This is a genomic window from Streptomyces sp. NPDC093018, from assembly GCF_040684035.1.
Taxonomy (GTDB): domain Bacteria; phylum Actinomycetota; class Actinomycetes; order Streptomycetales; family Streptomycetaceae; genus Streptomyces; species Streptomyces murinus.
On record NZ_JBFBFF010000016.1, the window covers coordinates 106,178 to 130,916 of the forward strand.

At 71.2% G+C, this 24,739-nt stretch carries 22 protein-coding genes; 10 read left to right on the forward strand and 12 right to left on the reverse strand.

Annotation, left to right across the window (positions count from 1 at the left end; genetic code table 11):
- Positions 1-48: 48 nt before the first annotated feature.
- On the reverse strand, positions 49-1,500 hold the full coding sequence (locus AB0N90_RS29330) for a menaquinone biosynthesis decarboxylase (protein ID WP_232988423.1): 1,452 nt from the start codon (positions 1,498-1,500) through the stop codon (positions 49-51).
- A gap of 181 nt (positions 1,501-1,681) precedes the next feature.
- On the opposite strand from AB0N90_RS29330, the gene AB0N90_RS29335 reads away from it, so the two are divergent.
- From AB0N90_RS29335 to AB0N90_RS29355, 5 genes are all read left to right on the forward strand, one after another.
- Complete coding sequence (locus AB0N90_RS29335; protein WP_365201733.1) at positions 1,682-2,377, forward strand: DUF6232 family protein; 696 nt, start codon at positions 1,682-1,684, stop codon at positions 2,375-2,377.
- Positions 2,374-2,724 (forward strand): hypothetical protein, encoded by a 351-nt coding sequence (locus tag AB0N90_RS29340; protein WP_365201735.1) that lies wholly within the window; start codon positions 2,374-2,376, stop codon positions 2,722-2,724. The genes AB0N90_RS29335 and AB0N90_RS29340 overlap by 4 nt, the downstream gene beginning before the upstream one ends.
- A 199-nt stretch (positions 2,725-2,923) precedes the next feature.
- The gene (locus AB0N90_RS29345) at positions 2,924-4,330 is read left to right on the forward strand and encodes a condensation domain-containing protein (RefSeq protein ID WP_365201737.1); all 1,407 of its coding nucleotides are present in this window, start codon (positions 2,924-2,926) and stop codon (positions 4,328-4,330) included.
- Between the two features lie 105 nt (positions 4,331-4,435).
- Entirely contained in the window at positions 4,436-6,520 is a 2,085-nt protein-coding gene (locus AB0N90_RS29350) for a hypothetical protein (RefSeq protein ID WP_365201738.1), read from the forward strand.
- Between the two features lie 11 nt (positions 6,521-6,531).
- A complete protein-coding gene (locus AB0N90_RS29355; RefSeq protein WP_365201740.1) occupies positions 6,532-8,094 on the forward strand; it encodes a hypothetical protein in 1,563 nt (520 codons plus the stop codon).
- Positions 8,095-8,115: 21 nt separating this feature from the next.
- Here the strand turns inward: AB0N90_RS29355 and AB0N90_RS29360 are convergent, their stop codons facing one another.
- The 8 genes from AB0N90_RS29360 to hemL all read right to left on the reverse strand — a co-directional run bounded on the left by AB0N90_RS29360 (position 8,116) and on the right by hemL (position 16,280).
- Positions 8,116-8,532 (reverse strand): hypothetical protein, encoded by a 417-nt coding sequence (locus AB0N90_RS29360; protein ID WP_365201742.1) that lies wholly within the window; start codon positions 8,530-8,532, stop codon positions 8,116-8,118.
- A 25-nt stretch (positions 8,533-8,557) separates the two neighbouring features.
- A complete protein-coding gene (gene ccsB, locus AB0N90_RS29365; protein WP_365201745.1) occupies positions 8,558-9,655 on the reverse strand; it encodes a c-type cytochrome biogenesis protein CcsB in 1,098 nt (365 codons plus the stop codon).
- Positions 9,652-11,364, reverse strand: a complete 1,713-nt coding sequence (locus AB0N90_RS29370; protein WP_365201748.1) for a cytochrome c biogenesis protein ResB — start codon at positions 11,362-11,364, stop codon at positions 9,652-9,654. The genes ccsB and AB0N90_RS29370 overlap by 4 nt, the downstream gene beginning before the upstream one ends.
- Positions 11,365-11,367: 3 nt before the next feature.
- Positions 11,368-12,132 (reverse strand): cytochrome c biogenesis protein CcdA, encoded by a 765-nt coding sequence (locus tag AB0N90_RS29375; protein ID WP_106979982.1) that lies wholly within the window; start codon positions 12,130-12,132, stop codon positions 11,368-11,370.
- Between the two features lie 19 nt (positions 12,133-12,151).
- Positions 12,152-12,742, reverse strand: a complete 591-nt coding sequence (locus AB0N90_RS29380; RefSeq protein ID WP_365201751.1) for a TlpA disulfide reductase family protein — start codon at positions 12,740-12,742, stop codon at positions 12,152-12,154.
- Between the two features lie 127 nt (positions 12,743-12,869).
- The gene (locus AB0N90_RS29385) at positions 12,870-14,120 is read right to left on the reverse strand and encodes a hypothetical protein (protein WP_365201753.1); all 1,251 of its coding nucleotides are present in this window, start codon (positions 14,118-14,120) and stop codon (positions 12,870-12,872) included.
- A gap of 136 nt (positions 14,121-14,256) precedes the next feature.
- Positions 14,257-14,910 carry a histidine phosphatase family protein gene (locus AB0N90_RS29390; RefSeq protein ID WP_365201864.1) on the reverse strand — a complete coding sequence of 218 codons (654 nt, stop codon included), beginning with the start codon at positions 14,908-14,910 and terminating at the stop codon, positions 14,257-14,259.
- A gap of 53 nt (positions 14,911-14,963) precedes the next feature.
- Positions 14,964-16,280 carry a glutamate-1-semialdehyde 2,1-aminomutase gene (gene hemL, locus AB0N90_RS29395; protein ID WP_365201865.1) on the reverse strand — a complete coding sequence of 439 codons (1,317 nt, stop codon included), beginning with the start codon at positions 16,278-16,280 and terminating at the stop codon, positions 14,964-14,966.
- A gap of 1,041 nt (positions 16,281-17,321) precedes the next feature.
- On the opposite strand from hemL, the gene AB0N90_RS29400 reads away from it, so the two are divergent.
- Positions 17,322-17,759, forward strand: coding sequence for a hypothetical protein (locus tag AB0N90_RS29400; protein ID WP_046417215.1), 438 nt, complete (start codon positions 17,322-17,324; stop codon positions 17,757-17,759).
- Between the two features lie 296 nt (positions 17,760-18,055).
- Entirely contained in the window at positions 18,056-19,195 is a 1,140-nt protein-coding gene (locus AB0N90_RS29405) for a serine/threonine-protein kinase (RefSeq protein ID WP_365201756.1), read from the forward strand.
- Positions 19,196-19,224: 29 nt separating this feature from the next.
- On the opposite strand, the gene AB0N90_RS29410 is transcribed toward AB0N90_RS29405, so the two are convergent.
- Positions 19,225-19,902, reverse strand: a complete 678-nt coding sequence (locus AB0N90_RS29410) for a GAP family protein (RefSeq protein WP_365201757.1) — start codon at positions 19,900-19,902, stop codon at positions 19,225-19,227.
- 193 nt (positions 19,903-20,095) lie between these two features.
- Entirely contained in the window at positions 20,096-20,707 is a 612-nt protein-coding gene (locus AB0N90_RS29415; RefSeq protein ID WP_365201760.1) for a peroxiredoxin-like family protein, read from the reverse strand.
- A 74-nt stretch (positions 20,708-20,781) separates the two neighbouring features.
- On the opposite strand from AB0N90_RS29415, the gene AB0N90_RS29420 reads away from it, so the two are divergent.
- A complete protein-coding gene (locus AB0N90_RS29420; protein WP_365201762.1) occupies positions 20,782-21,411 on the forward strand; it encodes a TetR/AcrR family transcriptional regulator C-terminal domain-containing protein in 630 nt (209 codons plus the stop codon).
- Positions 21,412-21,421: 10 nt separating this feature from the next.
- Here the strand turns inward: AB0N90_RS29420 and AB0N90_RS29425 are convergent, their stop codons facing one another.
- Entirely contained in the window at positions 21,422-22,279 is an 858-nt protein-coding gene (locus AB0N90_RS29425) for a M55 family metallopeptidase (RefSeq protein ID WP_365201764.1), read from the reverse strand.
- A 98-nt stretch (positions 22,280-22,377) separates the two neighbouring features.
- Between AB0N90_RS29425 and AB0N90_RS29430 the strand changes: the two genes are divergently transcribed.
- Positions 22,378-22,653 (forward strand): hypothetical protein, encoded by a 276-nt coding sequence (locus tag AB0N90_RS29430; RefSeq protein ID WP_365201766.1) that lies wholly within the window; start codon positions 22,378-22,380, stop codon positions 22,651-22,653.
- A 113-nt stretch (positions 22,654-22,766) separates the two neighbouring features.
- Positions 22,767-24,593: a phosphatidylglycerol lysyltransferase domain-containing protein gene (locus AB0N90_RS29435; protein WP_365201769.1), complete on the forward strand. Its 1,827-nt coding sequence runs from the start codon at positions 22,767-22,769 to the stop codon at positions 24,591-24,593.
- Positions 24,594-24,739 lie beyond the last annotated feature (146 nt).

Consider the following 24,739-nt stretch of genomic DNA (forward strand, 5'->3'; position numbering starts at 1 on the left):
GGGGAAACCCCGTCTCCGCGCTGCCCTGCACCATCATGTCCGTCCCTCTCACAGTCCGTATTCCTTCCAGCGTCGAGTCACCCGTTCGGCCGTATCCGGGTCCGACAGGACCATCTCCGGCCACCCGCCGTCGCGCGTGTAGCCCTCCTCCGGCCATTTCCGGGTGGCGTCGATCCCGGCCTTGCCGCCCCAGAACTGCTGGTAGGAGGCGTGGTCGAGATGGTCGACGGGGCCTTCCACGACCGTGAGGTCACGGGCGTAGTCGGTGTTGCCGAGGGCGCGCCAGGCGACCTCGTGCAGATCGTGGACGTCGCAGTCGGCGTCCACGACCACGATCAGCTTGGTGAGGGACATCATGTGCGCCCCCCAGACGGCGTGCATGACCTTCTGCGCGTGCTTCGGGTACTTCTTGTCGATCGAGACGATCGCGCAGTTGTGGAAGCCGCCGGCCTCGGGCAGGTGGTAGTCCACGATGTCCGGGACGATGATCTTCAGCAGCGGCAGGAAGAAGCGTTCCGTGGCGCGGCCGAGCGGGCCGTCCTCGGTGGGCGGGCGGCCGACCACGATCGACTGGAGCAGCGGCCGCTTGCGCATCGTCACGCAGTCGATCTTCAGCGCGGGGAACGGCTCCTGCGGCGTGTAGAAGCCGGTGTGGTCACCGAACGGGCCCTCGGGGAGCATCTCGCCCGGCTCCAGCCAGCCCTCCAGGACGACCTCGGCATTGGCCGGGACCTGGAGCGGCACGGTCTTGCAGTCGACCATCTCGATCCGCTTGCCCGCGAGGAACCCGGCGAACAGGTACTCGTCGATGTCGCCGGGCAGCGGCGCGGTGGAGGCGTAGGTGACGGCCGGGGGGCAGCCGAAGGCGATGGCGACGGGCAGCCGCTCGCCGCGGCGCGCGGCCACCTGGTAGTGGTTGCGGCTGTCCTTGTGGATCTGCCAGTGCATGCCGATGGTGCGCTTGTCATGGCGCTGGAGGCGGTACAGGCCGAGGTTGCGGACGCCGCTCTCGGGGTCCTTGGTGTGGGTCAGGCCCAGGTTGAAGAAGGAGCCGCCGTCCTCGGGCCAGGTGAACAGCGCGGGGAGCCGGTCGAGATCGACGTCGTCGCCGTGCAGGACGACCTCCTGGACCGGCGCCTCCTTGATCTTCCTCGGGGGCACATGGGCCATCGCGCCCAGCTTGCCGAACGCCTCGCGCACCCCGACGAAGCCGTGCGGCAGCTCGGGGCGCAGCAGCCCGCCGATCTTGTCCGAGATGTCGCCGTACGACTTCAGGCCGAGCGCCTTCAGGAGGCGGCGGTCGGTGCCGAAGACGTTCATGGCCAGCGGCATCGCCGAGCCCTTGACGTTCTCGAAGAGCAGCGCGGGGCCGCCGGACTTCTGCACCCGGTCGACGATCTCCCCGATTTCCAGGTAGGGGTCGACCTCGGCCTTGATGCGCTTGAGGTCTCCCTCGCGCTCCAGGGCCCGGAGCAGGGAGCGAAGATCGTCGTAAGCCATGCCCCCCAGTATCTGCCACACCCCACCCGGCCCCCGTCACCGGGCCCGGTCCACGGCCGGGCCGGGTGTCGGATCCCGTCCGGGATCTTGTGTGCTTAACCACTTGCCAGTGCCGCGCGCGGGTCGGGTTAATGGTCGTCACCGAGCAGTCAGTTTCTGCCCGACCTCTGGGGGACGACAGATGCAGTACGGCACGGGGCCCGAGCGCCCCGCCCAGGACCTGCCACCCGCACCACCCGCGCCAACCGCCCCGCCGACCACGCCGCCCGCCCCGCCCGCCGCCGCGCCGCCCATGCCCGACGTGCCCGCGCCCTCGCCGCACCCGGTGCCGAGGATGCTCGATCTGCGGGTCAGCAAGCGCATCCTGTGGATCGGCCGGGCGGTGTATCCGCTGGCCAACATCGCCCGTGTGTACTCCTTCGTGCTGCGGCCCAGGCGCAAGGAGGCGGTGCTGCGGTTCCTGCGGTACAGCGCCGGGACCATCGCCATCGCGATGCTCGTGATGCTGCCCAGCCTGCCCGCGCTGGCGCTGGGCGGGTCGGACGGGCAGTCGGGCGCGGCCGGTTACGTCGTCTTCGTCTGGCTCCTCGCCATCGGCGCCGAGATCTTCTTCCTGGTCGACATGATCGGTGTCCTGACCGCGAGCCCGCAGTTTGTGCTCGCGGTGGAGACCTCGGGCGCGTCCACCGCGCTGGTCACCAGCCCGGACCCGCGCTATCTGGACCAGCTGGTGGAGCGGCTCTCGTACGCCATCGAGCATCCGGACACCGAGTTCCGGGTGACGGTGCAGAGCCTCACGGTCTCGCCGAAGAACTACTACTTCGGGGACAACGTCAACATGTACGGCGGCAGCGGGAACACGGGGATCAGCTCATGAGCGGTGACAGCTACTTCTACGGCGACAACGTCAACATGCACGGCGGCACCGGCAATATCGGCATCGTCAAGAACCAGGGCGGCGCGCCGACCGCGCAGGACCCGGCGGTGGTCGCGGCCCTCGCCGAACTCCGGCGGCTGGTGGCCGAGTTGCGGGCCCAGGTGCCGGAGCCCAGCGCGGCGCTGCTCGACGAGTCCGTCCCGGCCGCGACCGCCGACGCCGCCGTACCCGCGCCGGAGCGGCACCGGGCGCTGATGGCCATCGCCGGCATCGCGGCGACCGTCGGCACGGTCGGGCAGCCGGTGGCGGAGGCGGTGCGGGCGATCATCGGGATGATCAACGGCTGATCCCCGGCCGGGGTCCGGCCGGGCCTTGGCCGGACCCCGGCCGGACCCCCGCATGGTCACTGTCGGTTAATCAGTCCCCCGTTCGGCCTGCCACCCGTTCCGTTGAAATGGCGGCGGCGGGCATGTCTCCGCCGCCTCCCACGGCATTGCCTTGGAGGGGGGCCCTATTCAGCAGGGCCCCTTCTTCGATGGGAGACGCGTGCGAATCACTGACATCCAGCGCTGCGGGGTACGGCCGGGACGGCTCGTCGAGTGGACGCTGAGCCCGGCCACCGTGGCGGCGGCGACGCGGCTGCCGGAGGACTCCCGGCCGCCGGCCTACATCCAGGAGTCGCACATCCGGACCGCCAAGTGCGTACGGGAGGACGGGCTGTTCGTGCCGACCTGGCTCGGCACCGCCTTCGATCTGCCGGGCCGGGTCGACCTTGACGTGCTCCAAGAGGCGCTGCGCTCCTGGACGTTGCGGCACGAGACGCTGCGCAGCGGGTTCCGCTTCGCGGGCGAGGAGCTGCGCCGGTTCACCCTCGACCCCGCCGATGTGTCCCTGCACCGCGAGGACGCCGGGGAGTTCGACGACGCGGACCGGCTCACCGCGCATCTCCAGGACCGGTTCGACACCGTCGCCGACGCCCTGCGCTGGCCGAACCTCATCTACACCGCCGTCGTACGCCCCGACTCCACCAGCGTCTACATGGCCTTCGACCACAGCAATGTGGACGCCTACTCGCTGACCCGGATCGCCGCCGAGGTGCACGAGCTGTACGACGCGCTCACGGCGGGGCGCTCCGCCGACCGCCCCGCGCCCGCGGCCAGTTACGTCGACTTCTGCGAGATCGAGCGGGCCGACGCGGACCGGCTGGACGGCGACCATGACATCGTGGCCCGCTGGCGGGAGTTCATCCGGCGCGGCGGCGGCACCCTGCCGACCTTCCCGGTGGACCTCGGCCTCACCCCCGGCGAGCCGCTGCCCCCGCAGGCGATGCTGTGCGAGCCGCTCGCGGACGCGGAGACGGCGGCCGCGTTCGAGGCGTACTGCCGCCCCTACGGCGGGAGCCTGGTCGGCGTGCTGGCGGCGACCGCGCTCAGCGTGCGGGAGCTGGGCGGGCAGTCGGTGTACCGGACGGTCGTGCCGTTCCACACCCGGGTCCGCTCGCGCTGGACCGACTCGGTGGGCTGGTACGTGGGCGGCGCCCCCATCGAGGTGCCGCTGACCGGCACCCGCGGCTTCCCGGACGTCCTGCGGGCGGTGCGGGCGGAGCTGGGCGCGGCCCGCAAGCTGGCCCGGATGCCGCTGGCCCGGGTGCTGGCGCTGCTCGGCGCGGACTTCCGGCCCACCTCGCCCGACCTGTACTCGATCGTCTCGTACGTCGACACCCGGACCGTGCCCGGCGCCGACCGGTGGACGGACATGCGGGCGCACGCGCTGCTGCGGGTGTCGTACGGCGACCAGGTGTGCGTCTGGGTGAACCGGCAGCACGAGGGGCTGTGGCTGGCCAGCCGCTACCCGGACACGGATGTCGCCGCGAAGAACATGCGGCTGTACGTGGAGCGGCTGCGGGACCACATCGTCACGGCGGGCCACGGCAGCCTGTCCGCGGTGTCATGAGCGCACCGCGGTGTCATGGGCACACATCGTTATCCAAACGGGCACCACTGGCCCTGGCACGGAGCAACTACCCCTTTCTACACTGTCGTTGAGGGGGGCGATGCTGTGCGCACACGGTTGCACGGGCGGGGGGCGCTCTTCGACGCCGATCCGGCCGGACTCGCGCCGCGCCTGGTGGGCCTGGTCCCCGGACGCCATCGCGCCCATCCTCTGGAGCACCCGGACGAGCCGCCCTTCGTGGTGCTCACCGGCGCCCGGGGGCTGGGCAAGAGCGCGGTGCTCGACGCGCTCCAGGAGGCCTACCGGGGACATACCCCGGTCGCGTCGATCGACTGCTCGGCCACGCAGTTCGCCGGGCCGCCCGCGGGCCGGCCCGCCGACTCCTGGTCGCCGTCGGCCCAGGCACTGCTGGTGATCGCCGAGCAGCTGGCGGAGCCGGTGACCGGCGCAGGGCGGATCACCTTCCCGCGGCTGATGTCGGGCCTGGTCGCGGTGGCCGCGGGCGGCTGGGGCGACGCCGAGGCGGAGCGGATCCGCCGGGAGGTCGAGCGGATCCTGCTGCTGAACGAGCGGGGCCCGCGGATCGGCGCGTTCGCGGGCCGCTGGGCGGGCAAGGTCGCGGCGAAGGTGGTCGCGGCCGCCACCGGCGCGGGCCCGCTGGTCTCGGGCGCCATCGAGGCCACCCTGGAGTCCGTCGCCGAGGGGTTCACCGGCCACAAGCACCAGAAGGCGTCGGAGTGGTACCGCTCGTACCCGAACGCGGGCGGCAACGCCCAGCGCGGGCTGATCCTGCTGTCCCAGCACTTCCGGGACGGCGACGGCTCGCGCGAGCACGCGGAGCGGTATCTGGTGCGGGCGCTGCTGGCCGACCTCGGCGAGGCGTACACCGGGTTCATGGCGAAGATGCAGCGCCTGGGCCGGCCCCTGGTGCTGCTCGACAACGCGCAGACGACCCCGGGCCCGGAGCTGACCGCGGCCGTGCTGCGCGATCGCGCGGAGGGCACCGGCGACCGGGTGGTGTTCGTGGCCGCCCGGCGCGGCGAGGGCCGGGCCGAACTGCCCAATGCCGTACGGCGGCAGCTGGCCGAGGTCGCCCGGCGCACCGGCTGGACGCCGGACGCGGCCCCTTCCTCGCGGGCGCTGCTGGTCGCGCTGCCGCCGCTGAGCGCGGACGACACCCTGCACATCGTCGGCGCGCTGTGCGCGGACACCGCCGTGCCCTCCCATCTCCCGGCCGCCGCGCACCGGTTGACCGGTGGCAACCCGCTGGGCGTGGTGCTGCTCGCCGAGTCGGCCGCGCAGCATCTGCCCGAGGTGACCTCGCTGGGCGAGCTACTCACCGCGGAGTTCCGCCCGGCCGAGGACCAGCCGGGTTCGCCCGTCCACCAGGCACTGCTGGACCGGCTGGTGCCGGCCGCGTACCTGGAGGAGCTGACCGTGCTGGCCGCCGCCCATGACCATGAATCGGCGTGCGCGCTGGCCTCGGCACTGCTGCCGGACACGTTCGGGCCCGCCGACGTACGGGCCCTGCAGACGCTGCTCGCCGAGGAGGGACTGCCCGTCGTACCGGGCCAGTTCGTCGGCGACCCGTTCGTGCGGACGCTGCTGCTGCTGCGGCTGCATCTGCGCGACGAGGACCACGGGTCATGGCGGCGCGCGCACGAGACGCTGATCGAGCACTACGCGGAGCCGGAGCGGGCGCCGTACCGGCTCTACCACGAACTCGCCCTCGGGGACGCCGAGTCGGCGGTCGCGCGGCTGCGGGACGACTTCGCCGGGGCCGACACCCGGGTGTGGCTGCGCACCCTGCGCTTCATCGCGTCCGCGCCCTACTTCCACGCACATGACGCCGAGGGCCGCGACTTCGGCGGGCGCGGCGACCGGCGGGCCGCGGTCGCGCTCGGTGTGACGGACGCGGGCTATCCGCTGCCGGAGGGCGTGGACGCCGTACTGCATCTGCGGGTACGGCGGTTGCTGCACGCGCTGTGGGAGCTGACGGATCCGCTGGTGCTGCCGGACCCCAAGGTGTGCGATCGGCTCCGCTTCGAGCTGGAGCAACTGTCCAATCTGCGCCCCGCGGCGGGCGCGCTGCTGTGGCGGGCCTCCCGGGACTGGCCGGCGGCCGCGCTGGCCGGGCGCCCGATCGAGGGCCCGGCCGATCCTGAGGACGACGGTCGCGGGGAGGCCTGATGGCGGGGGGCATGGGGACCTGGGTACGCGAGCATGTGTGGGAGATCCCGCTGCGCCGGTATCTGTCCCTGCTGCTGGCGGCGGCCCTGGTGGCGGGCGGGGTCTTCGGGGTGCGCACCCTGATGCACGACGACCGGCGGTGCGCGCCGGGGGTGTCGCGGCCCGCGGGCAGCGACGAGTGCGTGGGCGTGGCGACCGGCGTGTACGACTTCGGGCAGCCCCGCTTCCATCAGGTGGTGGAGGCGATCGGGCGGGAGAACAAGGGCCTGAAGAGCGGGAGTTATGTCACGGTGGCGCTGATGCTGCCGTTCACATCCACCTCGACGACCAATCTGAACGACATAGAGCATCAGCTGCAAGGCGCCTATCTCGCCCAGTACTCGGCCAATCACGACTCCAACGGGCAGTCCCCGCAGATCCGCCTGCTGCTCGCCAACTCGGGTACGGGCAAGGACAGCTGGCGGCCGACGGTGGACCAGCTGGAGGGGATGACCCGGAGCGCGGACCGGCTGCGGGCGGTGGCCGGGATAGGGCAGAGCACCGATCCCAACCAGGCGGCCGTGGCGGCGCTGACCAAGCTCGGCATCCCGGTGATCGGCTCCTCCATCACCGCCGACGAGCTGGCCAACGGGCAGCACGGCAAGAAGCCGGACCCCTACCCCGGCCTCGCCCGGGTGGCGCCGACCAACACCGACGAGGCCCGCGCGCTCGCCTCCTACACCAAGGCCAAGGCGAACCGGTCCAACGAGAACAAGGCCATGCTGGTCTACGACAAGCCGGGCGACCCGTACACGAACTCGCTGAAGCAGTCGTTCAGCACGCTGATGAACGGATCGCCGTACCAGCCGGTCCTGGAGCAGCCGTTCACCCCGCCCGCCGACCGCAGCCAGGAGGGCACCACCGCCAACACCTTCCGGCAGATCACCAACATCGTGTGCGACACCCCCCGGGACACCCACACGATCCTGTTCGCGGGCCGGCACACCCAGCTGCGGCAGTTCGTCAACGCGCTGGGCGACCGCGGCTGCATGGACCGCTCCTTCCAGGTCCTCACCGGCGACGAGGCCTCCTACCTCACCTATGAGAAGGAGCTGAACCGCGACGCCCTGCGGCACAACCTCACCGTGCTCTTCACCTCCCTCGCCCATCCGGACGCCTGGCTGAAGAACCCTCCGAAGACGGGCGGTTCCACGGCGGACTACCAGACCCTCCAGCGGCTGCTGAAGAGTGCCGAGCACAAGCCGGCCGGTCCGATAGGACCGGTCGCCCTGGACGACGGCCAGCTGATCATCGGCTACGACGCGCTCCAGCTCGCGGTGCACGGCATCCGCGAGGCCGTGCCGGAGGGCCGGAGCATTCCGACCCTCGCGGACGTGGGCCTGCAGTGGCCGCAGGTCAAGGGCTCGCTGAAGGTGGCCGGGGCGAGCGGCTGGATCTGCCTGGACGAGCACGGCAACCCGTACGACAAGGCCGTACCGATCGTGCGGCTGACCCCGGAGGGCGACTCGCAGTTCGTCCAGCTGGCCTGGCCGGAGGGGAAGCCGCCGGGGAAGGACTGCCTGCCGCCCGCGTGAGGGCGCCCGGGCCGTCTCCGGCTACGTCCCGGACACCGGACCCAGCATGGCGATCAATTGTTCGAATTTATGGCGCCAGTCCGTGTCCGAGGGCCCCTCGCCCTGGAACTCATGGGTGAAGCGCAGCACGCACTCCGCCGTGCCGTCCCGCTCCAGATGGAACCGCAGCCGCCCGCCGCCGCCCTCGTCGAGGGTGTACTCGGCGACCCGGTCCACGTCCCAGGCGGTGACCCGGCCCGAGCCCAGGCCCCGCAAGGAGACCGCGCCGTCGAGACGGGGTTCGAGAACGCCGACGGCGGTGCACCACGCCCCGATCCCCTCGGGGGTGGCCACCGCCGTCCAGACGTCTTCCATGGGCCTCGGGAGCCGCACCAGGAAATGGAGTATGTGCGTGTTCCCGTGGGTCTGACTGGTGCCCTGTGCGATGGAACCGCTCATGACTCCAGTGTGGGCGAGCCTTCGCTCACACGCCCGCGTAGGAGTGCTTGCCGGTGACGAAGATGTTCACGCCGTAGAAGTTGAACAGCCAGCAGGCGAACGCGATCATCGCCAGATAGGCGGCCTTGCGGCCCTTCCAGCCGGCCGTGGCGCGCGCGTGCAGGTAGCAGGCGTAGGCGACCCAGGTGATGAACGACCAGGTCTCCTTCGGGTCCCAGTTCCAGTAGCGGCCCCAGGCGTCGCCCGCCCAGATCGCGCCCGCGATGATCGTGAACGTCCACAGCGGGAAGACGGCCGCGTTGACCCGGTAGGCGAACTTGTCCAGGGAGGCCGAGGCGGGCAGCCGCTCCAGCACCGAGGTGGCGAAGGAGCCCGGCTTGATCCCGGCCTCCAGCTTGTTCTCGTACGAGTCCTTGAACAGGTACAGGATGGTGGCGACCGCGCCGACGTAGAACACCGCGCCGCAGAAGATCGCGGTGGAGACGTGGATGTACAGCCAGTACGAGTGCAGGGCCGGGACCAGCTGGTCGCTGGCCGTGTAGAGCACGGTCACGGCGAGGCCGAGCAGCAGCAGCACCGTGGTGGTCAGGAACAGGCCCAGCCAGCGCACGTTCTTCTTCAGCGCCAGCAGCACCAGGTACAGGCCCACGGCGACCGTGGTGAACGTGATGCTGAACTCGTACATGTTGCCCCAGGGCGCCCGGCCCACCGAGGCCGCGCGGGCGATCACACCGGCGAGCTGCACCACGAAGGCCAGCACGGTCAGCGAGACCGCGATCCGCCCGTACATGTCACCCTGGGCATCACCGCCGTGCGCGCCGGGCCCGTCCGGCACGTCCCGGGCACCGGCCGCCGCGCGCACTACGACCTTCGGGCGCTCCAGTACGGCGGTGCCGCCGGCCTTCTTCACGGTGACGGCGGGGCCCGCCTGCTGCTTGCCCCCGTCGGTCAGCGCGTTGGCCGTACGGGCCACCTTGCTGCGGCTGCCGAAGATCCACTCGGCGATGTAGGCGAGGAAGGCCAGCGTGTACACGGTCATCGCGGAGTAGATGAGCGTGTTGCTCATGTTCGCGAGATGCTCGTTGGTCGCTGTGGCCAGCTCTGTTGCGGCGGCGAGAGTCACTTCTCAGCCCCTTCGGCAGGTACGACGTGAGGGTCGGGGGAGGTTGCGGGGGCGTCGTCCGGGTCGGGTGCACCCGGCGCCTGGTCGTAGAGGATCCCGGCGAGATCGCCCAGCTCCTCCGGCAGCTTGGCGGACTCGCTGCGGCCGAGCCCGGCCATCTCGACGACGGTCACACCGTCGGCACCGCGCACCGCCCGCACCCACACCCGGCGGCGCTGGATGAACAGGGACGCGGCCAGACCGAAGATCGCGGCGAGCGCGCCGGTCAGGGCCCAGATGCTGCCCGGCTCCTGGACGATCTCGAAGCCGGCCCATTGCTTCACGTCCTTCTCGAACGTGATGGAACCGGCGCCGTTCGGCAGCTTCATGGTGTCGCCGGGCTTGAGCAGCTTCTTCAGCAGCTGGCCCTTGCCGTCCTTGAACGCCTTCATATGGGTCGTGTCGAGCTGGTACACGCTCTGCGGGATGCCCGCGTCCACGCCCAGGTCGCCGTGGTAGGCGTTGACCGCGAGCAGCGGGTTCAGCAGCGCGGGGAACTGCGACATCATCGTGCCGGACTTCGGGTCGAAGGTCGGCACGAAGAACGCCTGGAAGCCGAGCTGCTCGCTCTTGCCCTGCGGGTCCTTGTAGCCGTCCATCACCTTGACGACGCCGTTGGAGGTGACGTTGCCGTCGAGCGGCAGCAGCGGCACGGCGTCCTGGTAGACGACCTTGCCCTTGCCGTCGCGGACGGTGACGACCGGGGCGTAGCCGTGGCTGACGAGGTAGACCTTGGAGTCGCCGATGTGCAGCGGCTCGTTGACCTTGATCGTGGTGGTCTTGCGCTTGCCGTACGCACCCACGCTGTAGTCGATCGTCGCCTGGAAGGTGCGGGGCGTACCGCGGTTGGGGCCGCTGCTCTCGTAGGTGCCGGTGAACTTCTTCAGGTCGAAGCTGAACGGCACCAGGTCGTCGCTCCGGAACAGGCTGCCGGACTTCATGTCGTCGTACATCGGCAGCGCGTTGGAGAAGCCGTCGCCCTCCACCATCAGCTTGGTGCCGTCCGACTTGTACATCTGGCCCCAGGCGAAGGAGACCAGGAGCACGATCAGGGCGATGTGGAAGACCAGGTTGCCCAGTTCGCGCAGATAGCCCTTCTCGGCGGTGACCGCGTCACCCTCGGCGTGGGCGCGGAAGCGGCGCCGCTTGAGCAGCTTGAGCGCGGCCGCGCGGACCTCCTCGGGCTCCGCCGTCGTACGCCAGGTCGTGTACGCGGGCAGCCGGGTCAGCCGCTTGGGCGCGCCCGGGGGCCGGCCGCGCAGCTGCCCGATGAACTGCCAGGCGCGCGGCACGATGCAGCCGATGAGGGAGATGAACAGCAGGATGTAGATCGCGGAGAACCACACCGAGCTGTAGACGTGGAAGAGGCCGAGCTTGTCGTAGATCGGCGCGAGCGTCTTGTGCGCCTGCTGGAAGTCGGCGACCTTGTTGATGTCGGCGCCGGACTGCGGGATCAGCGAGCCGGGGATCGCGGCCAGCGACAGCATCAGGAGCAGCAGCAGCGCGACCCGCATGGAGGTCAGCTGCCGCCAGAACCAGCGGATCCAGCCGATCACCCCGAAGGCGGGCACGCCGGTGAGCGGCTCCTCGCGCGGGGCGGTGGACAGCTGGGACCCGGCGGCGCCGAGCTCCTCCTGGTCCTGGCCCTTGTCGGTTTCGGTCTTGCTCATCGATCAGATCCCCACAGTGAAGCCGTTGGACCAGGTCTGCATCTGCTGCACCAGGCTGTCCCAGGCACCGGTCAGCAGCAGCACACCGGTCACGATCATCATCGTGCCGCCGATGCGCATCACCCACACATAGTGGCGTTTGACCCAGCCGAAGGCGCCGAGGGCCTTGCGGAAGGCCACGGCCGCCAGCACGAAGGGCACGCCGAGCCCCAGGCAGTAGGCGATCATCAGGGTCGCCCCGCGCAGCGCGCTCGACTCCTGCATGGCGAGGATGTTCACCGAGGCGAGGGTCGGGCCGATACAGGGCGTCCAGCCGATCCCGAACAGCGCGCCCACTATCGGCGCGCCGAGCAGTCCGGTCGACGGCCGCTTGTGGAAGCGGAACTCGCGCTGGGTGAACCAGGGCATCAGACCCATGAAGAAGACGCCCATGAGGATCATGACGACGCCGAGCACCTTGGACAGCGTGTCCTTGTGCTCCTGGAGGGTCCAGCCGAAGGAGCCGAACAACGCCCCGCCGGAGACGAACACGGCGCTGAAGCCGAGCACGAACAGGGAGGCGCCGGCCACCATGCGCCCGCGCCGGGCCTCGGCCAGGTCGGTGCCGACCACGCCGGTGACATAGGAGAGGTAGCCCGGCACCAGCGGCAGGACGCAGGGCGAGAAGAAGGAGACGAGCCCGCCGAGCAGGGCGACGGGCAGCGCGACCAGCAGCGCCCCGTGGAGCACTGTCTGGTTCTGCGCGGCCAGCGTCACGGTCTGGCCCAGCGTCACGGTCGTACCCACGTCACTTCTCCGCGACGACCGGCTTGAGCATCTTCAGGAGCGTGGTGTCGTCCAGCGCCTCCAGGGCTCGCGCGGCGACCTTCCCGTGCCGGTCGATGATGAGCGTGGAGGGGATCAGCTGGGGGTTCAGGGTGCCCTTCTTGAAGCGCAGCATGAGCTTGCCCGTGGGGTCGTACAGGCTCGGGTAGGTGATCCCGTGCGCCTTCTCGAACTCGACCGCGGGGGTCGTGCTGGTGTCGCGGGTGTTGATCCCGACGAACCGCACGCCCTTGCCCTCGTACGCCTTCGACACCTTGGCGAAGTACTGGGCCTCTTCGCGACACGGGCTGCACCACGAGCCCCAGACGTTGATGACGACGACCTGGCCCTGGTAATCGGCCACGTCCACCGACTTGCCGTCGATCGTCTTTCCGGACAGGTCCGGGGCCGCGGTGCGCTTGCTCACCGGCACGGTGTCGATGCCGTTGTTGCCGGTGACGAAGTTGGTGTTGCCGCCGCCGCCCGAGGTGCCGCCCTTGCCGCACGCGGACAGGGACAGGGCCGCGGTGACGGCCACAGCGCCGAGCAGGGCGGCGCGGCTACGGGTACTCATGTGAAAAGTTTCGCATGTCGTTCCCGGGGTTCTCGCGCACCCCCCTGCGGGGCGGAAAACCGCATTTCAGGAGCTATTTACACGGGACATTCCGGGCGCGGGCGCCGGGCCCGCGCCCTCGCGTGGCTCAGGCGAGGAACGTCTTCCAGCCACCGGTGGGCCGGCTCCCGACGTCCAGCGTGCGCAGCTTGTCGAGGACCTCGGGCTTCTGGACGTCGATCCAGTCCGTGAACTCCTTGAAGGAGACCATCCGGACGTCGGCACCCTTGTCCCGCTGGGCCGCGATGTGCTTGAACGCCTCCTCGACGGAGTCCATGTAGATCCCGCCGTTCCACTGCTCGAAGTGGTTGCCGATGAAGAACGGCGCGCGGTTCGTCTCGTAGGCCCGCTGGAAACCGGCGATGTACGCCGCCGCGGACTGCTTGCGCCAGCCCGGGTAGTTGTAGGCGGGCGCCTTGGTGGAGTTCATGGACTGGTTGGCGAGCATGTTGTAGTCCATGGACAGCACCTCGAAGCTGTGCCCGGGGAACGGCACGGCCTGGAGCGGGTAGTCCCAGATGCCCTGGCGCTTGACCGGCCACACCTGGCGGCCGCCCGGGGACGAGGCGTCGTAGCGCCAGCCCAGCTCGCGGGCGGTGGGCAGCAGGTTGTCCTGGCCCAGCAGGCAGGGGGTGCGGCCGCCGGCCAGCTCCTTGTCGTAGTCGAAGGGGAGCGCGGGCAGGTCGTGCCAGCCGGTGTTGGTCTTCCACTCCTTGACGAAGGACTTCGCCTGGTCGATCTCGCTCTTCCACTGCTGTGGCGTCCACCACTTCACCGAGCCGTGCGCCTCGCCGCAGAAGTGCCCGTTGAAGTGGGTGCCTATCTCATGGCCCTCCAGCCACGCCCGGTTGACGTTGGTGAGGGTGGCCTTGATGTGCTCGTCGGTGAGGTAGCCGATGTCGGAGGCGCCGCGCGCGTTGTTCGGGGGCTCGTACATCCGCTTCTTCGACTCGGGCAGCAGGTAGAGGCCCGAGAGGAAGAAGGTCATGTGCGCTTCGTGCTGCTTGGCGAGGTCCAGGAAGCGCGGGAAGAGGCCGTTGCCGACCTCGCCCGCGCCGTCCCAGGAGAAGACCACGAACTGCGGTGGGGTCTGGCCCGGCTCCAGCGGCTCGGGCTTCTTCGAGTGGCCGGGCTGCTTGCCGGTGAAGGAGGTGGAGCCGTCGCCGATCAGCTTGGCCGGCCGGTCCTTGCCGCCCTGCACCTGACGGGAACCGTTCGCGTGCCCGCCGCCGTCCGAGGACTTGAGGCTGCCGCAGCCGGACAGGGTGGCGGCGGCCGCGGCGCCCGCGCCGATGCCGAGCATTCCCCTGCGGGAGAGGTTCCGGGAGACGGTGCGCATGAAGGATCCCCGATTCGTCGCGCGTGGTGATGGTGGTCACCCAGACAGAGGGCACGACGATCGGGGAGGTTCCTTTAATTAATATGTTTTTCGCAATAGTCCCGGCAAAAGCGTCCTAACGCCTTTTAACGGACCGTCAGGCGCCGAACGCCTTCCCCTGCCCGCCGCCCTTCTGCGGCTGGGCTCCGGCCCGCAGATGCGCCGGGACCAGATCGATGGCGGGCTCGCTGTAGCCGACCGACACGATCTTGTCGCCGAGGTAGGTGAAGGACGTCAGCGAGGCGAGGGTGCACTGCCGCTTGCGCGGGTCGTGCCACAGCCGCCGCCGCTCCACGTACGACCGGACGATCCACACCGGCAGCTGATGGCTGACCAGCACCGCCTCATGGCCGCGCGCCTGGTCCTTGGCCGCGTCCAGCGCGCCCATCATCCGCACGACCTGGTCCACGTACGGCTCGCCCCAGGACGGCCGGAACGGGTTGACCAGGTGCTTCCAGTTGCCCGGCCGCTGCAGCGCGCCGTCGCCGACGCCGAAGGTCTTGCCCTGGAAGACGTTCTCGGCCTCGATCAGCCGCGCGTCGGTGTCCAGGTCGAGACCGTGCGCCTTGGCGATCGGGGTGGCGGTCTCCTGCGCCCGCTCCAGCGGGGAGGCGCAGACATAGGTGATGTCGCGCGGGGCGAGGTGCTCCGCGACCCGGTCGGCCATCTTCCGGCCCAGCTCGGAGAGGTGGTAGCCGGGCAGCCGGCCGTACAGCACGCCGTCCGGGTTCTCCACCTCGCCGTGCCGCATGAGGTGGACGACCGTGACGTCCTTGTCGCTGCCGCTCACACTGTTCCCGATGGTCACGCGGTGGCCTCCGCAGCCGCACGGGCCGCCGCCGGAAGGGCGTCGGCGATCTTCTGGACGGCCCGCTCGTCATGGCTCGTGGACACGAACCAGGACTCGAAGGACGACGGCGGCAGGTAGACGCCGTTGGACAGCAGCGAGTGGAAGAACGCGGTGAAGCGGTACGACTCCTGCCGCTTGGCGTCCTCGTAGTTGCGCACCTGCCGGTCGGTGAAGAACACCGAGAACATGTTGGACGCGTTCTGCACCCGGTGCGCCACGCCCTCCTTGCTCAGTGCCTCGGTGACCAGCGACCGGATCTGCGCGGAGACGGCGTCCACCTTGTCGTACGCCGCCTCGTCGAGCAGCCGCAGCTGGGCGATGCCCGCGGCGGTGGCGACGGGGTTACCGGAGAGGGTGCCGGCCTGGTAGACGGGCCCGGCGGGCGCGAGGTACGCCATCACGTCGGCGCGCCCGCCGAACGCCGCGGCCGGGAACCCACCGCCCATCACCTTGCCGAAGGTCATCAGGTCGGGCTTGACCCCGTCCACGCCGTACCAGCCGGCGCGGCTGGTACGGAAGCCGGTCATGACCTCGTCGGAGATGTACAGGGCACCGTTCTTGTGGCAGGCGTCCCGCAGGCCCTGGTTGAACCCGGGGGCCGGCGGCACGACGCCCATGTTGCCGGGCGAGGCCTCGGTGATCACACAGGCGATCTCGCCGGGGTGGCGGTGGAACGCCTCCTGCACGGCTTCGAGATCGTTGTACGGCAGCACGATCGTGTCGCTCGCCTGGGCGCCGGTGACACCGGGCGTGTCCGGCAGCGCGAACGTGGCGACACCGGAGCCGGCGGCGGCGAGCAGGGCGTCCACATGGCCGTGGTAGCAGCCGGCGAACTTGATCACCTTGGACCGCCCGGTGAAGCCGCGGGCGAGCCGGATGGCGCTCATGGTCGCCTCGGTCCCGCTGCTGACCAGCCGGACCTGCTCGACGGGCTCGATCCGGGCGACGATCTCCTCGGCGAGCGCGACCTCGCCCTCGCCGGGCGTGCCGAAGCTCGTACCGCGGGCGACGGCGTCCTGGACGGCGGCGATGACCTCGGGGTGCGCGTGCCCGAGGATCATCGGACCCCAGGAGCAGACGAGGTCGACGTACTCCCGGCCGTCGGCGTCGGTGAGGTAGGGACCGCGCCCGGACACCATGAAGCGGGGCGTGCCGCCGACGGCGCGGAAGGCGCGCACCGGGGAGTTCACACCCCCGGGCGTGACGACGGAGGCACGGTCGAAGAGCGCCTGGGAGACGGGCGCTTCGTAGGGATAGGGCGTTTCGCTCAGGGCACTCATGACGTGCGGCTTCTCCGGCCTCTCGGACTCCGGTTGCGGGGTGACCTCCTCAGGGTAGGCCGCCCGCCCGCCGCGGTGACGGCCCGCCCGCGGTTCCGCGCCGCCGCGGCCCGCCATCTGCGAGACTGAGACCTGACACACAGCTCCTGGGCACGGAAGGATCAGGGACCGGGCGGATCCCCGTGGACTGTTGTTCCACCGCACGTTTCGGCGGGCGGCCGTGGGGGAGGTCACTGACACGATGATCGGGTTGCGCGGCGGGGGCCACGCGTCCTAGAAAAGCAGTCGGGTGGAGATATGCATCGCGGTGGCGGACTGGGCGAGGGGACCGATGACCTCGGTCCTCGACGTGCCCGGCGGGGAAGGCACCGGCGCGAAGCGGAGGAACCGACCGAAGCACGTAGAACACAGGGTGCACCGGGTGAGCCCGAACGGTACGACCGGCCAAGCGAACGCCTGCACGACCAGCAGGCGGAGCGGACCGCCGACAGGGCGAAGGACTTCCCGAGAGACCTCAGGGGAGACCGCCCGACGGACTTCCCGAGGGACGCTCGGGGTGAGCGGCCCGTGGACTTCCCGCGAGAGGCCCCGCGAGACCTTCGCGGCGAGCGGCCGGTGGACTTTCCGAAGGACGCTCGGGGTGAGCGCCCGGTGGACTTTCCGAAGGATGCTCGGAGAGAGCGGCCGGTGGACTTTCCGCGCGAGGCCCCGCGCGACCTCCGGGGGACCACCCGGGGAGACCGGTCGGCGGATCCCACGCGGAACCCGGACGCGTCGTCGGACTTTCCCCGGGACCTGCCGCGTGACGTCTCCCGGGACGTTCCGCGCGACCTCCCCCGGGACCTTCCGCGTGACGTGCCCCGGGGTCTCCCCCGGAACACGGGCCTGGGCGGCGGTCCGTCGGACTTCCCCCGTGACCTCCCCTCGGACCCTCCGCCGGAGCGGCGGTCCGGCCGCGCGGGCGGTCGTCGGCGTACCCCCCGGACGGATCGGGTCGGGTCCCTCGGGACGGGCGGCGGGAGTGGTGGCCGGGTGGGGGTGACGTACAAGTACTTCGGCGCACCGGACGGCGCGACCGCGGCCCGCGTCCCCATCTCGATGCGCCCGGAGGAACTCGGCGGCGACGAGCTGGGCATGAACGGCATGTTCACCAAGATCAAGCCGGAGACGATGGCCGCGATGGTCCTGACCGGCATCGAGGGCATCCCCCTGCACAAGGTCCCGCCCCTCGAACTGGTCGTCCTGCACCCCGACTACGCCGTCGTCAAACTCCCGATGACCGTCGTCGACCCCCTGCGCGGCATCGGCGAGGAAGCCGTCGGCGCCGCGGCCTTCATCTGGTCGACCGTCCCTGACCGGGGCGGCCCCCGGGACGCGTTCAACGTGTACCGACTGCTGCACGAGTGGCAGGACTTCTCGCATCGGCTGCATGAGGCGGGGCATCAGGCGTATTGCCTGGTGTGGCCCTGAGCGAGGGGTTCGGCGGGGGTTCGGCGGGGCGGGCGGCCCGGGTGGAGTTCGGGTGGCGCGGGGCAGTGGCCGGATGCCCGTGTCGTCCTGCCTCGCACGGGTTTCCGAGCGCCAGGGTGGCGGACGTCTCGGTGATCATGGGCGGCGACCGTGCCCCTGGGTGCCCGAACGCGTCCTGAGCGCCCGCGGGGCCGATACGCTTGGGCCGCTGCGGCACCCTCCCAACTGATCCGCTCCCGCGGTGAGTCACGGCCTGCGGCGATCCAGACGTCTTTGGGCATGAGGATGAAGAACAAGTGCTTATAGCGGGCCGATACAGGCTGCGGGACACCATCGGGCGGGGCGCGATGGGGGAGGTCTGGCGGGCCTTCGACGAGACGCTCGGCAGACCGGTCGCCGTGAAGCTGCTGCTCCCCCACGACTCCGACCCCACCGCGTCCTCGCGGTTCCGGCTGGAGGCGCAGACCGCGGGGCGCCTCAGCCATCCGAACGTCGTCGGCGTGCTGGACTTCGGGGAGTTCGAGGGCCGGCTGTTCCTGGTGATGGAGCTGGTCGACGGGGGCAGCCTCGACGGGCTGCTCAGCGCCTCCGGGCCGCTGTCCGCCGAGCGGGTGGCCACGATCGCCGCGCAGGCCGCCGTCGGGCTGGCCCTCGCGCACCGGCAGGGCATCGTGCACCGGGACATCAAACCGGCCAACCTGCTGCTGTCCGCCGACGACACCCTGAAAATAGGCGACTTCGGCATCGCCCGCTTCTTCGACGACCCCAACTCCGCGCTCACCGCGACCGGGCAGATCGTCGGCACCAGTCTCTATCTCGCGCCCGAGCGGGCGCTGGGCCGTACCGCGGGACCGGCGTCCGATGTGTACTCCCTGGGCTGTGTGCTCTATCAACTCCTCACCGGCCGACCGCCGTTCCAGGCGGACAGCCCGCTCGCGGTGCTGCATCAGCACCTCGACGCCACCCCGGTCCCGCCCCGGCAGCTGCGCACCGACCTCTCGCCCGCCTTCGAGAACTATCTGCTCGGCCTGCTGGCCAAGGAGCCCGAGAGCCGGCCCACGGCCGACGAGGTGGCGGACTGGTTCGGGCGCGGATCCTGGCGCGGCGCCCCGGAGCCGATGCCGGTCGCGCACCAGGGCCACGGCCGCTCGAAGCAGCCCCTCACTCCCGCCCCGAGGTCCACCCGCCGCGCCGCCACCCCCGCCCGCCGCACCCCTGCTCCCCCGGCCCGCCGCGCCGCCGCTCCCCCGGCCCGCTCCGACAACGCGTACGCCCCAGCGGGCGACACCGAGTGGCAGACGAGCGTGCACCGGGCCGCGAACCGCCGCCCGCGGCTGCCGCTGCTCCGCCGTTCCCGGCTGCTGGCCGTCCTGGGCGGCACCGGCCTCTTCGTACTGGCACTGCTGGCGGGCATGGCCTGGTTCTCACCGAGCTGAACGGCCGGGGCCGCAGGGCCGCGGCAGCGTCAGGAGGCGAGGACGGAGATGCCGTCGCCGACGAGTTTCAGGCCCAGGACGAAGAACAGGGCGGCCATCACGGCGACGTTGTGCCGAGCCGCCCACTCCTTCCAGTCGCCGAGGGTGGTCCTGGCCCGCTCGCCGCCGACGAGGAAGACGCCCAGCGGGGCCAGCAGGCCCAGGGTGGCGATGACGACGAAGATCGCCAGCACCGCGATCTGCTCTCCGACCGGCAGCCCGGCGGAGCCGATCGTGGCGCCCGCGGCGATGGTCAGCGGGGCGTTCTTGGCGTTGAGCGCGGCCAGGGCCAGCCCGAGTGCGAAGATCTTGGCCGGCGCGAGGCGGTCGATCGCGCCCATCCACTTCGGCAGCCGGGCCTGTGCGGGGTCCCGGGGGCGCCGGTGCCATTGCCGGGCGCCGAAGAGGACGAGGAACAGGCCCAGGGCGAGCTTGAGTGCTCCCGCCCAGGTGGGCGGCTGATGGTGGGCGGAGGCTCCGGCGGGGGACGCGATCGCCAGCATCACCGCGCCGAGGACCGCGAGCCCCAGGATCCAGCCGACGGTGAACAGGACGCCGTTGAGACGTCCCCGAGGCGTGGCGAGGATCAGGATGACCGCGATGATCGGGAGCGGGCTGATCGCGACGGCGGCCGCGAAACCCAGCACGTCACCGAGGACTGCGCCCATGGTTGCCTCCGTCCGGGCGTCGGGGCGCCCCTGCGAGCGGGCCACGGCGGCGACCGCACGGAAGCGATACCGAGCAGACCGACCGGGCGCCGTACACGGCACGTCGGACTTCCATCGTCCTGCGCCGGACCACATCTGTCCTCGGGAGCGTCCGGCGGGCCCGGCACCCGCCGCCGCGATCGCCACCCTGCCCCTACGACCCCCTGGTGCCGCTCCGCACAGCCCCCGCCTCCCCCGCCCGCGCCAGCACCTCGTCCACCGACCACTGGTCGTAGGCGTGCTCGCCGTAGCGTGCGGCGATGATCCTGCCCTCGGCGTCGATCAGGAAGTCCGCGGGCAGTCCCAGCCGACCCCCGTGCGGCTGGGCTGCCGGTGCGTGTTCCCGGTGGCGTGGGACGGTCCACGCGCTGCGCAGCACCGCCCGCAGCAGCGGGCCCCATACGCGCGGGTTCAGCAGGGCGCGCGGTGACGACTCCACGCCGAACTCGACGTACAGCCGCCTGTCCGGATCGGCCACGACGGGGAAGGGCAACTCGGTGACGTGCGCGCGCAGTTCGTCGGCGGGCGAGTGGAAGAGGACCACCTCGCGGATGCCGGCCGCCGTCAGTTCGGTGTGCCGCCGTACGACCGACCGCAGATGCAGATTGCAGATCGGGCAGCCGGCGAAGCGGCGGAACTGGAGGTGGGTCAGCCGGGCCGGGTCGGGGTCGGGGAGTTCGACGGGCGGGCCCGTCACGGGAGTCAGGGTGCGCGGGGTGATCGAGGCGCCGGGGGCAAGGCGCCCTCCGGGCAGGGGAGTTGGCATCGACATCGGCCTCCTTGGTAGGCGTACGCCGTACACCCAAGAGGGTAGGCGTATGCCGTACGCTGTCAAGCGCCATGCCACGACCCCGCTCCCTGAGCCACGATCAACTGGCCGCCGCCGCGCTCGCCGTACTCGACCGGGACGGTCTCGCCGCGCTGTCCATGCGCGCGGTCGCCAAGGAACTCGGCATGAGCACGATGGCGCTCTACCGGTACGTCCGCGACCGCGACGAACTGGAGCTGCTCGTCGTGGAGTTCGTGCTCGCGGCGGTCGACACCGGGGCGCCGGACGCCGGCCTGCCCTGGCGGGAGCGGATCGAGGTCCTGGTGCGGCGGATGCGGGACACGCTGGGCGCGCACCCCTCGGTCGTACCGCTGACCATGCCCCACCGGCATCACTCGCTCGCGCTGCTCCGCTGGTCCGAGACGGTCCTCACGGTCCTCACCGGCGCGGGCTTCGACGGCGAGCGGCGGGTCATCGCCCTGCGGAGCCTGATCGCCTACGTCAACGGCGCCCTGCAACTGGAGCACCTGGGCGCCCTCTCCGGCGCGGGCACGGCCGCCATCTCGGCCCTGCCGCCCGAGGACTTCCCGCTCATGGCCGCCACGGGCCGCAGTGCCCGGCAGGTGGACCCGGAGCGGGAGTTCTTCGGCGGGCTGGCCGTCCTGCTGCGGGGCCTGGCCGACCGAGTACCGGACGCGTGAACGACCCGGCTCAGCAGTACGGCGCCTGCCCCGTCAGCGACGCCGCGACCCGCATCCATACCCCGAACTGGCGGTAGAGCGCGGGCAGTTGACCGGTCGCACGGATGGTCCGGGCGTTCTCCGCCGTGACTCCGGGGAGGCCGAGCAGGGTCGTGGGGACGGTGGTGGACTGCCAGCGGACGGTGAGGGTCACCTCGGCCGCAGAGGGGGCCGAGGGGGCTGAGCGCGCCGAGGGGGCCGGACGGGACGGGAGCGGGGCGAGGGCGGCCGCCACCGCGGCCTCGATCGCCGTACGGGCCTCCGCCGCCGGGCGCAGTTCGGCGGCGAAGCGGTCATGGGCGTACTTCACCGGGACCGCGGCCACCGACGGGTCCCACTCCGTCATCTCGGCGCACGCCGCGTCATCACCCGTGAGGGCCACCACCGGTACGCCCAGGGCCGCCGCCGTGGCATGGGCGAGGCCGATCTCGCCGGTCGGGCGGCCGTCCAGCCAGATGTCCTCGATCTCATGGCCCATGAAGCTGTGGCTGAGCACGCCCGGGGCCCCGGCGCGGGCGTGATAGCCGACGCAGACCATCGCGTCGTACTCCCCCGTCAGCCCCTCCAGCATGATCATCTGCTTGGGCTTGCCGCGCACCAGGCGGGCGCGGGGGTGCAGGTCCTCGGGGCGCAGATTGCGCATCGGGCCGTGGGCGTCGTTCACGAGGATCTCGCGGGCGCCGGCCGCCAGCGCGCCGCGCACCGCCGCGTTCACGTCCTCCGCCATCATGGAGCGGCCCCGCTCGTAGTCTCGGCCGCCCGGCTGGACGTCGTCGGCGTCGACGAGGCCCGTGATGCCTTCCATGTCCGCACTCACGTACACACGCATGGCGTCGACCCTACTGGACCCTACGTATTGTAGGTTCCCAATCGGCCGGAGCCGTAAGGCCGTTCATACACCTGTTCCACCACGTCAACGGGGGATCCATGCAGGACACGGAGACGGCGACCAGCGGTGGGGTCTGCGCACGCAGCCTCGCGCCGACCCTCGCCGTACTCGTCGTCAGCCTCTTCGTCGCCGCCGTGGGGGTGTACGAACTGTGCGGCTTCGGGCTGCACAGCCTCGACCGGCGCCCGCACCTGTTCAGCGACGGTCTCGCCACCGGCGGGGTGATCGTCGCGGCGGTGGCCGCCGGGGCCGCGGTGGGCAACCTGGCCTGGCTGCTGGCCTCCGCCCGGCGCGGCTCGGAAAGGACCGGGTAAGAAGCGGGCCCGGTACGCTCCTGTCCCGATAGACAGACCGGCGCATTTTTCCCTACAAGCTGTAGGGTCGCGCCCGTAGTCCCCGTCCCCCTTCCCCAAGGTGACCAGTCACCATGCCCGCTCCGCAGTCGACCGTCCCCTCCGCGCACGCCCCCGCCGAGCGTGCCCCGCGCCGCGAGTTCCCGCCGCTCACGCCCGGCCCCCGGCTGCGCGCCGGCGCGGCCTCGGCCACGGTGTGGTACCTGCGGCTGATCGCCGTGCTCAACGTCCTCGCGGTCCTCTCCCTGCCGTTCCGCCAGGAGGTCCACGAGCACAACACCAGCAAGCTCTTCAACCAGGAGCATCCGCATCACCACGTCGGCGCGTTCTTCACGCCGTACCTGGCCACCGGCGGCCTGGTCTCGGCCGCGCTCGCGATCTTCCTGATGCTGGTGATGCGGCGCCGCAAGCGTGCCGCCTGGCTGACCAACATCGCGCTCGCCGGACCGCTCCTCGCGGTGTACGTCATCGGGCTCATCACCCAGGACCGGTACGCCGACCACGTCTTCAACTGGGTCTCCGCCGGTCTGACCGGCCTGTTCGTGGCCGCCCTGCTGATCGGCAGGCGCGAGTTCAACGCGGTCGGCGACCCCGCCAACCCGAAGCTGGCGCTGGCCGTCGGCGCGGGCGGACTGCTGGCCACCGGCGGCCTCGGCACCCTGCTGGTGCACGCCACCAACAAGCTGCCCGGCGCCCATCTCACCGACGAGATCATCTACACCTATCTGCGCGGCATCAGCGTCGGCATGTTCGCCGACCGCATCGACCATGTGCACGCGCCCCGTTGGACCGACATCACGGTCAACGCCCTGCTCGCCGCGGCCTTCTGCCTCGTCCTCTACGCCTGCTTCCGCTCCCCGCGCGGCAAGCAACTGCTCACCGCCGCCGACGAGGAGCGGCTGCGCGCCCTGCTCGACAGGCACGGCGCCCGCGACTCCCTCGGCTACTTCGCGCTGCGCCGCGACAAGGCCGCCGTCTTCTCCCCCAGCGGCAAGGCCGCGATCACCTATCGTGTGGTCGGCGCCGTCTCCCTCGCCTCCGGTGACCCGATCGGCGACCCCGAGGCATGGCCAGGCGCCATCGACGCCTGGCTCGCCGAGGCCCGTCGGCACGCGTGGATCCCCGCGGTCATGGGCGCGAGCGAGGAGGCCGGCACCGTCTACGCGCGGCACGGCCTGGATGCCCTCGAACTCGGTGACGAAGCGATCGTGGACATCGCCGACTTCACCCTCGAAGGACGCCCGATGCGGGTGGTCCGCCAGGCCCACAACCGGGTCAAGCGGGCCGGTTACACCGTGCGCATCCGGCGCCACGAGGACATCCCGGCCGAGGAGATGGCCCATCTCATCGACCGCGCCGACCACTGGCGCGACGGCGCCACCGAGCGCGGCTTCTCCATGGCACTGGGCCGCCTCGGCGACCCCGGCGACGGCCGCTGCGTGATGCTGGAGTGCCGCGACGGCGACGACCAGCCGCGCGCCCTGCTCAGCTTCGTGCCCTGGGGCGAGCACGGCCTCTCCCTGGACCTGATGCGCCGCGACCGCGACTGCGAGAACGGCCTGATGGAGTACATGGTCGTCGAACTGCTGCTGCGTGCCGGAGACCTGGGGGTCCAGCGGGTCTCGCTGAACTTCGCCATGTTCCGCTCGGTCTTCGAACGCGGCGCGCGGCTCGGCGCGGGCCCGGTGCTGCGGCTGTGGCGCTCGGTCCTCACCTTCTTCTCCCGCTGGTGGCAGATCGAGTCCCTGTACCGCGCGAACGCCAAGTACCGCCCGGTGTGGGAGCCGCGGTTCCTGCTCTTCGCCAAGTCCAGCGACATCCCGCGGATCGGCCTGGCGAGCGCGCGGGCGGAGGGCTTCCTCACGTTGCCGGTGATCGGGGAGCGGTCGCAGCAGTCGTAGCGGTCGGGGCGTCCCCCTGCCCGCGTCCGCTTCGAGGCCGGACGCGGGCGGCCGTCTCACCACCGTCCGGTGCGACGAGTCCGCCGGGCGGGGGCCGCCCGCCCCCAGCGACGGAAAGTCGCACGTGGGGCGCGGGCGGGGGATCC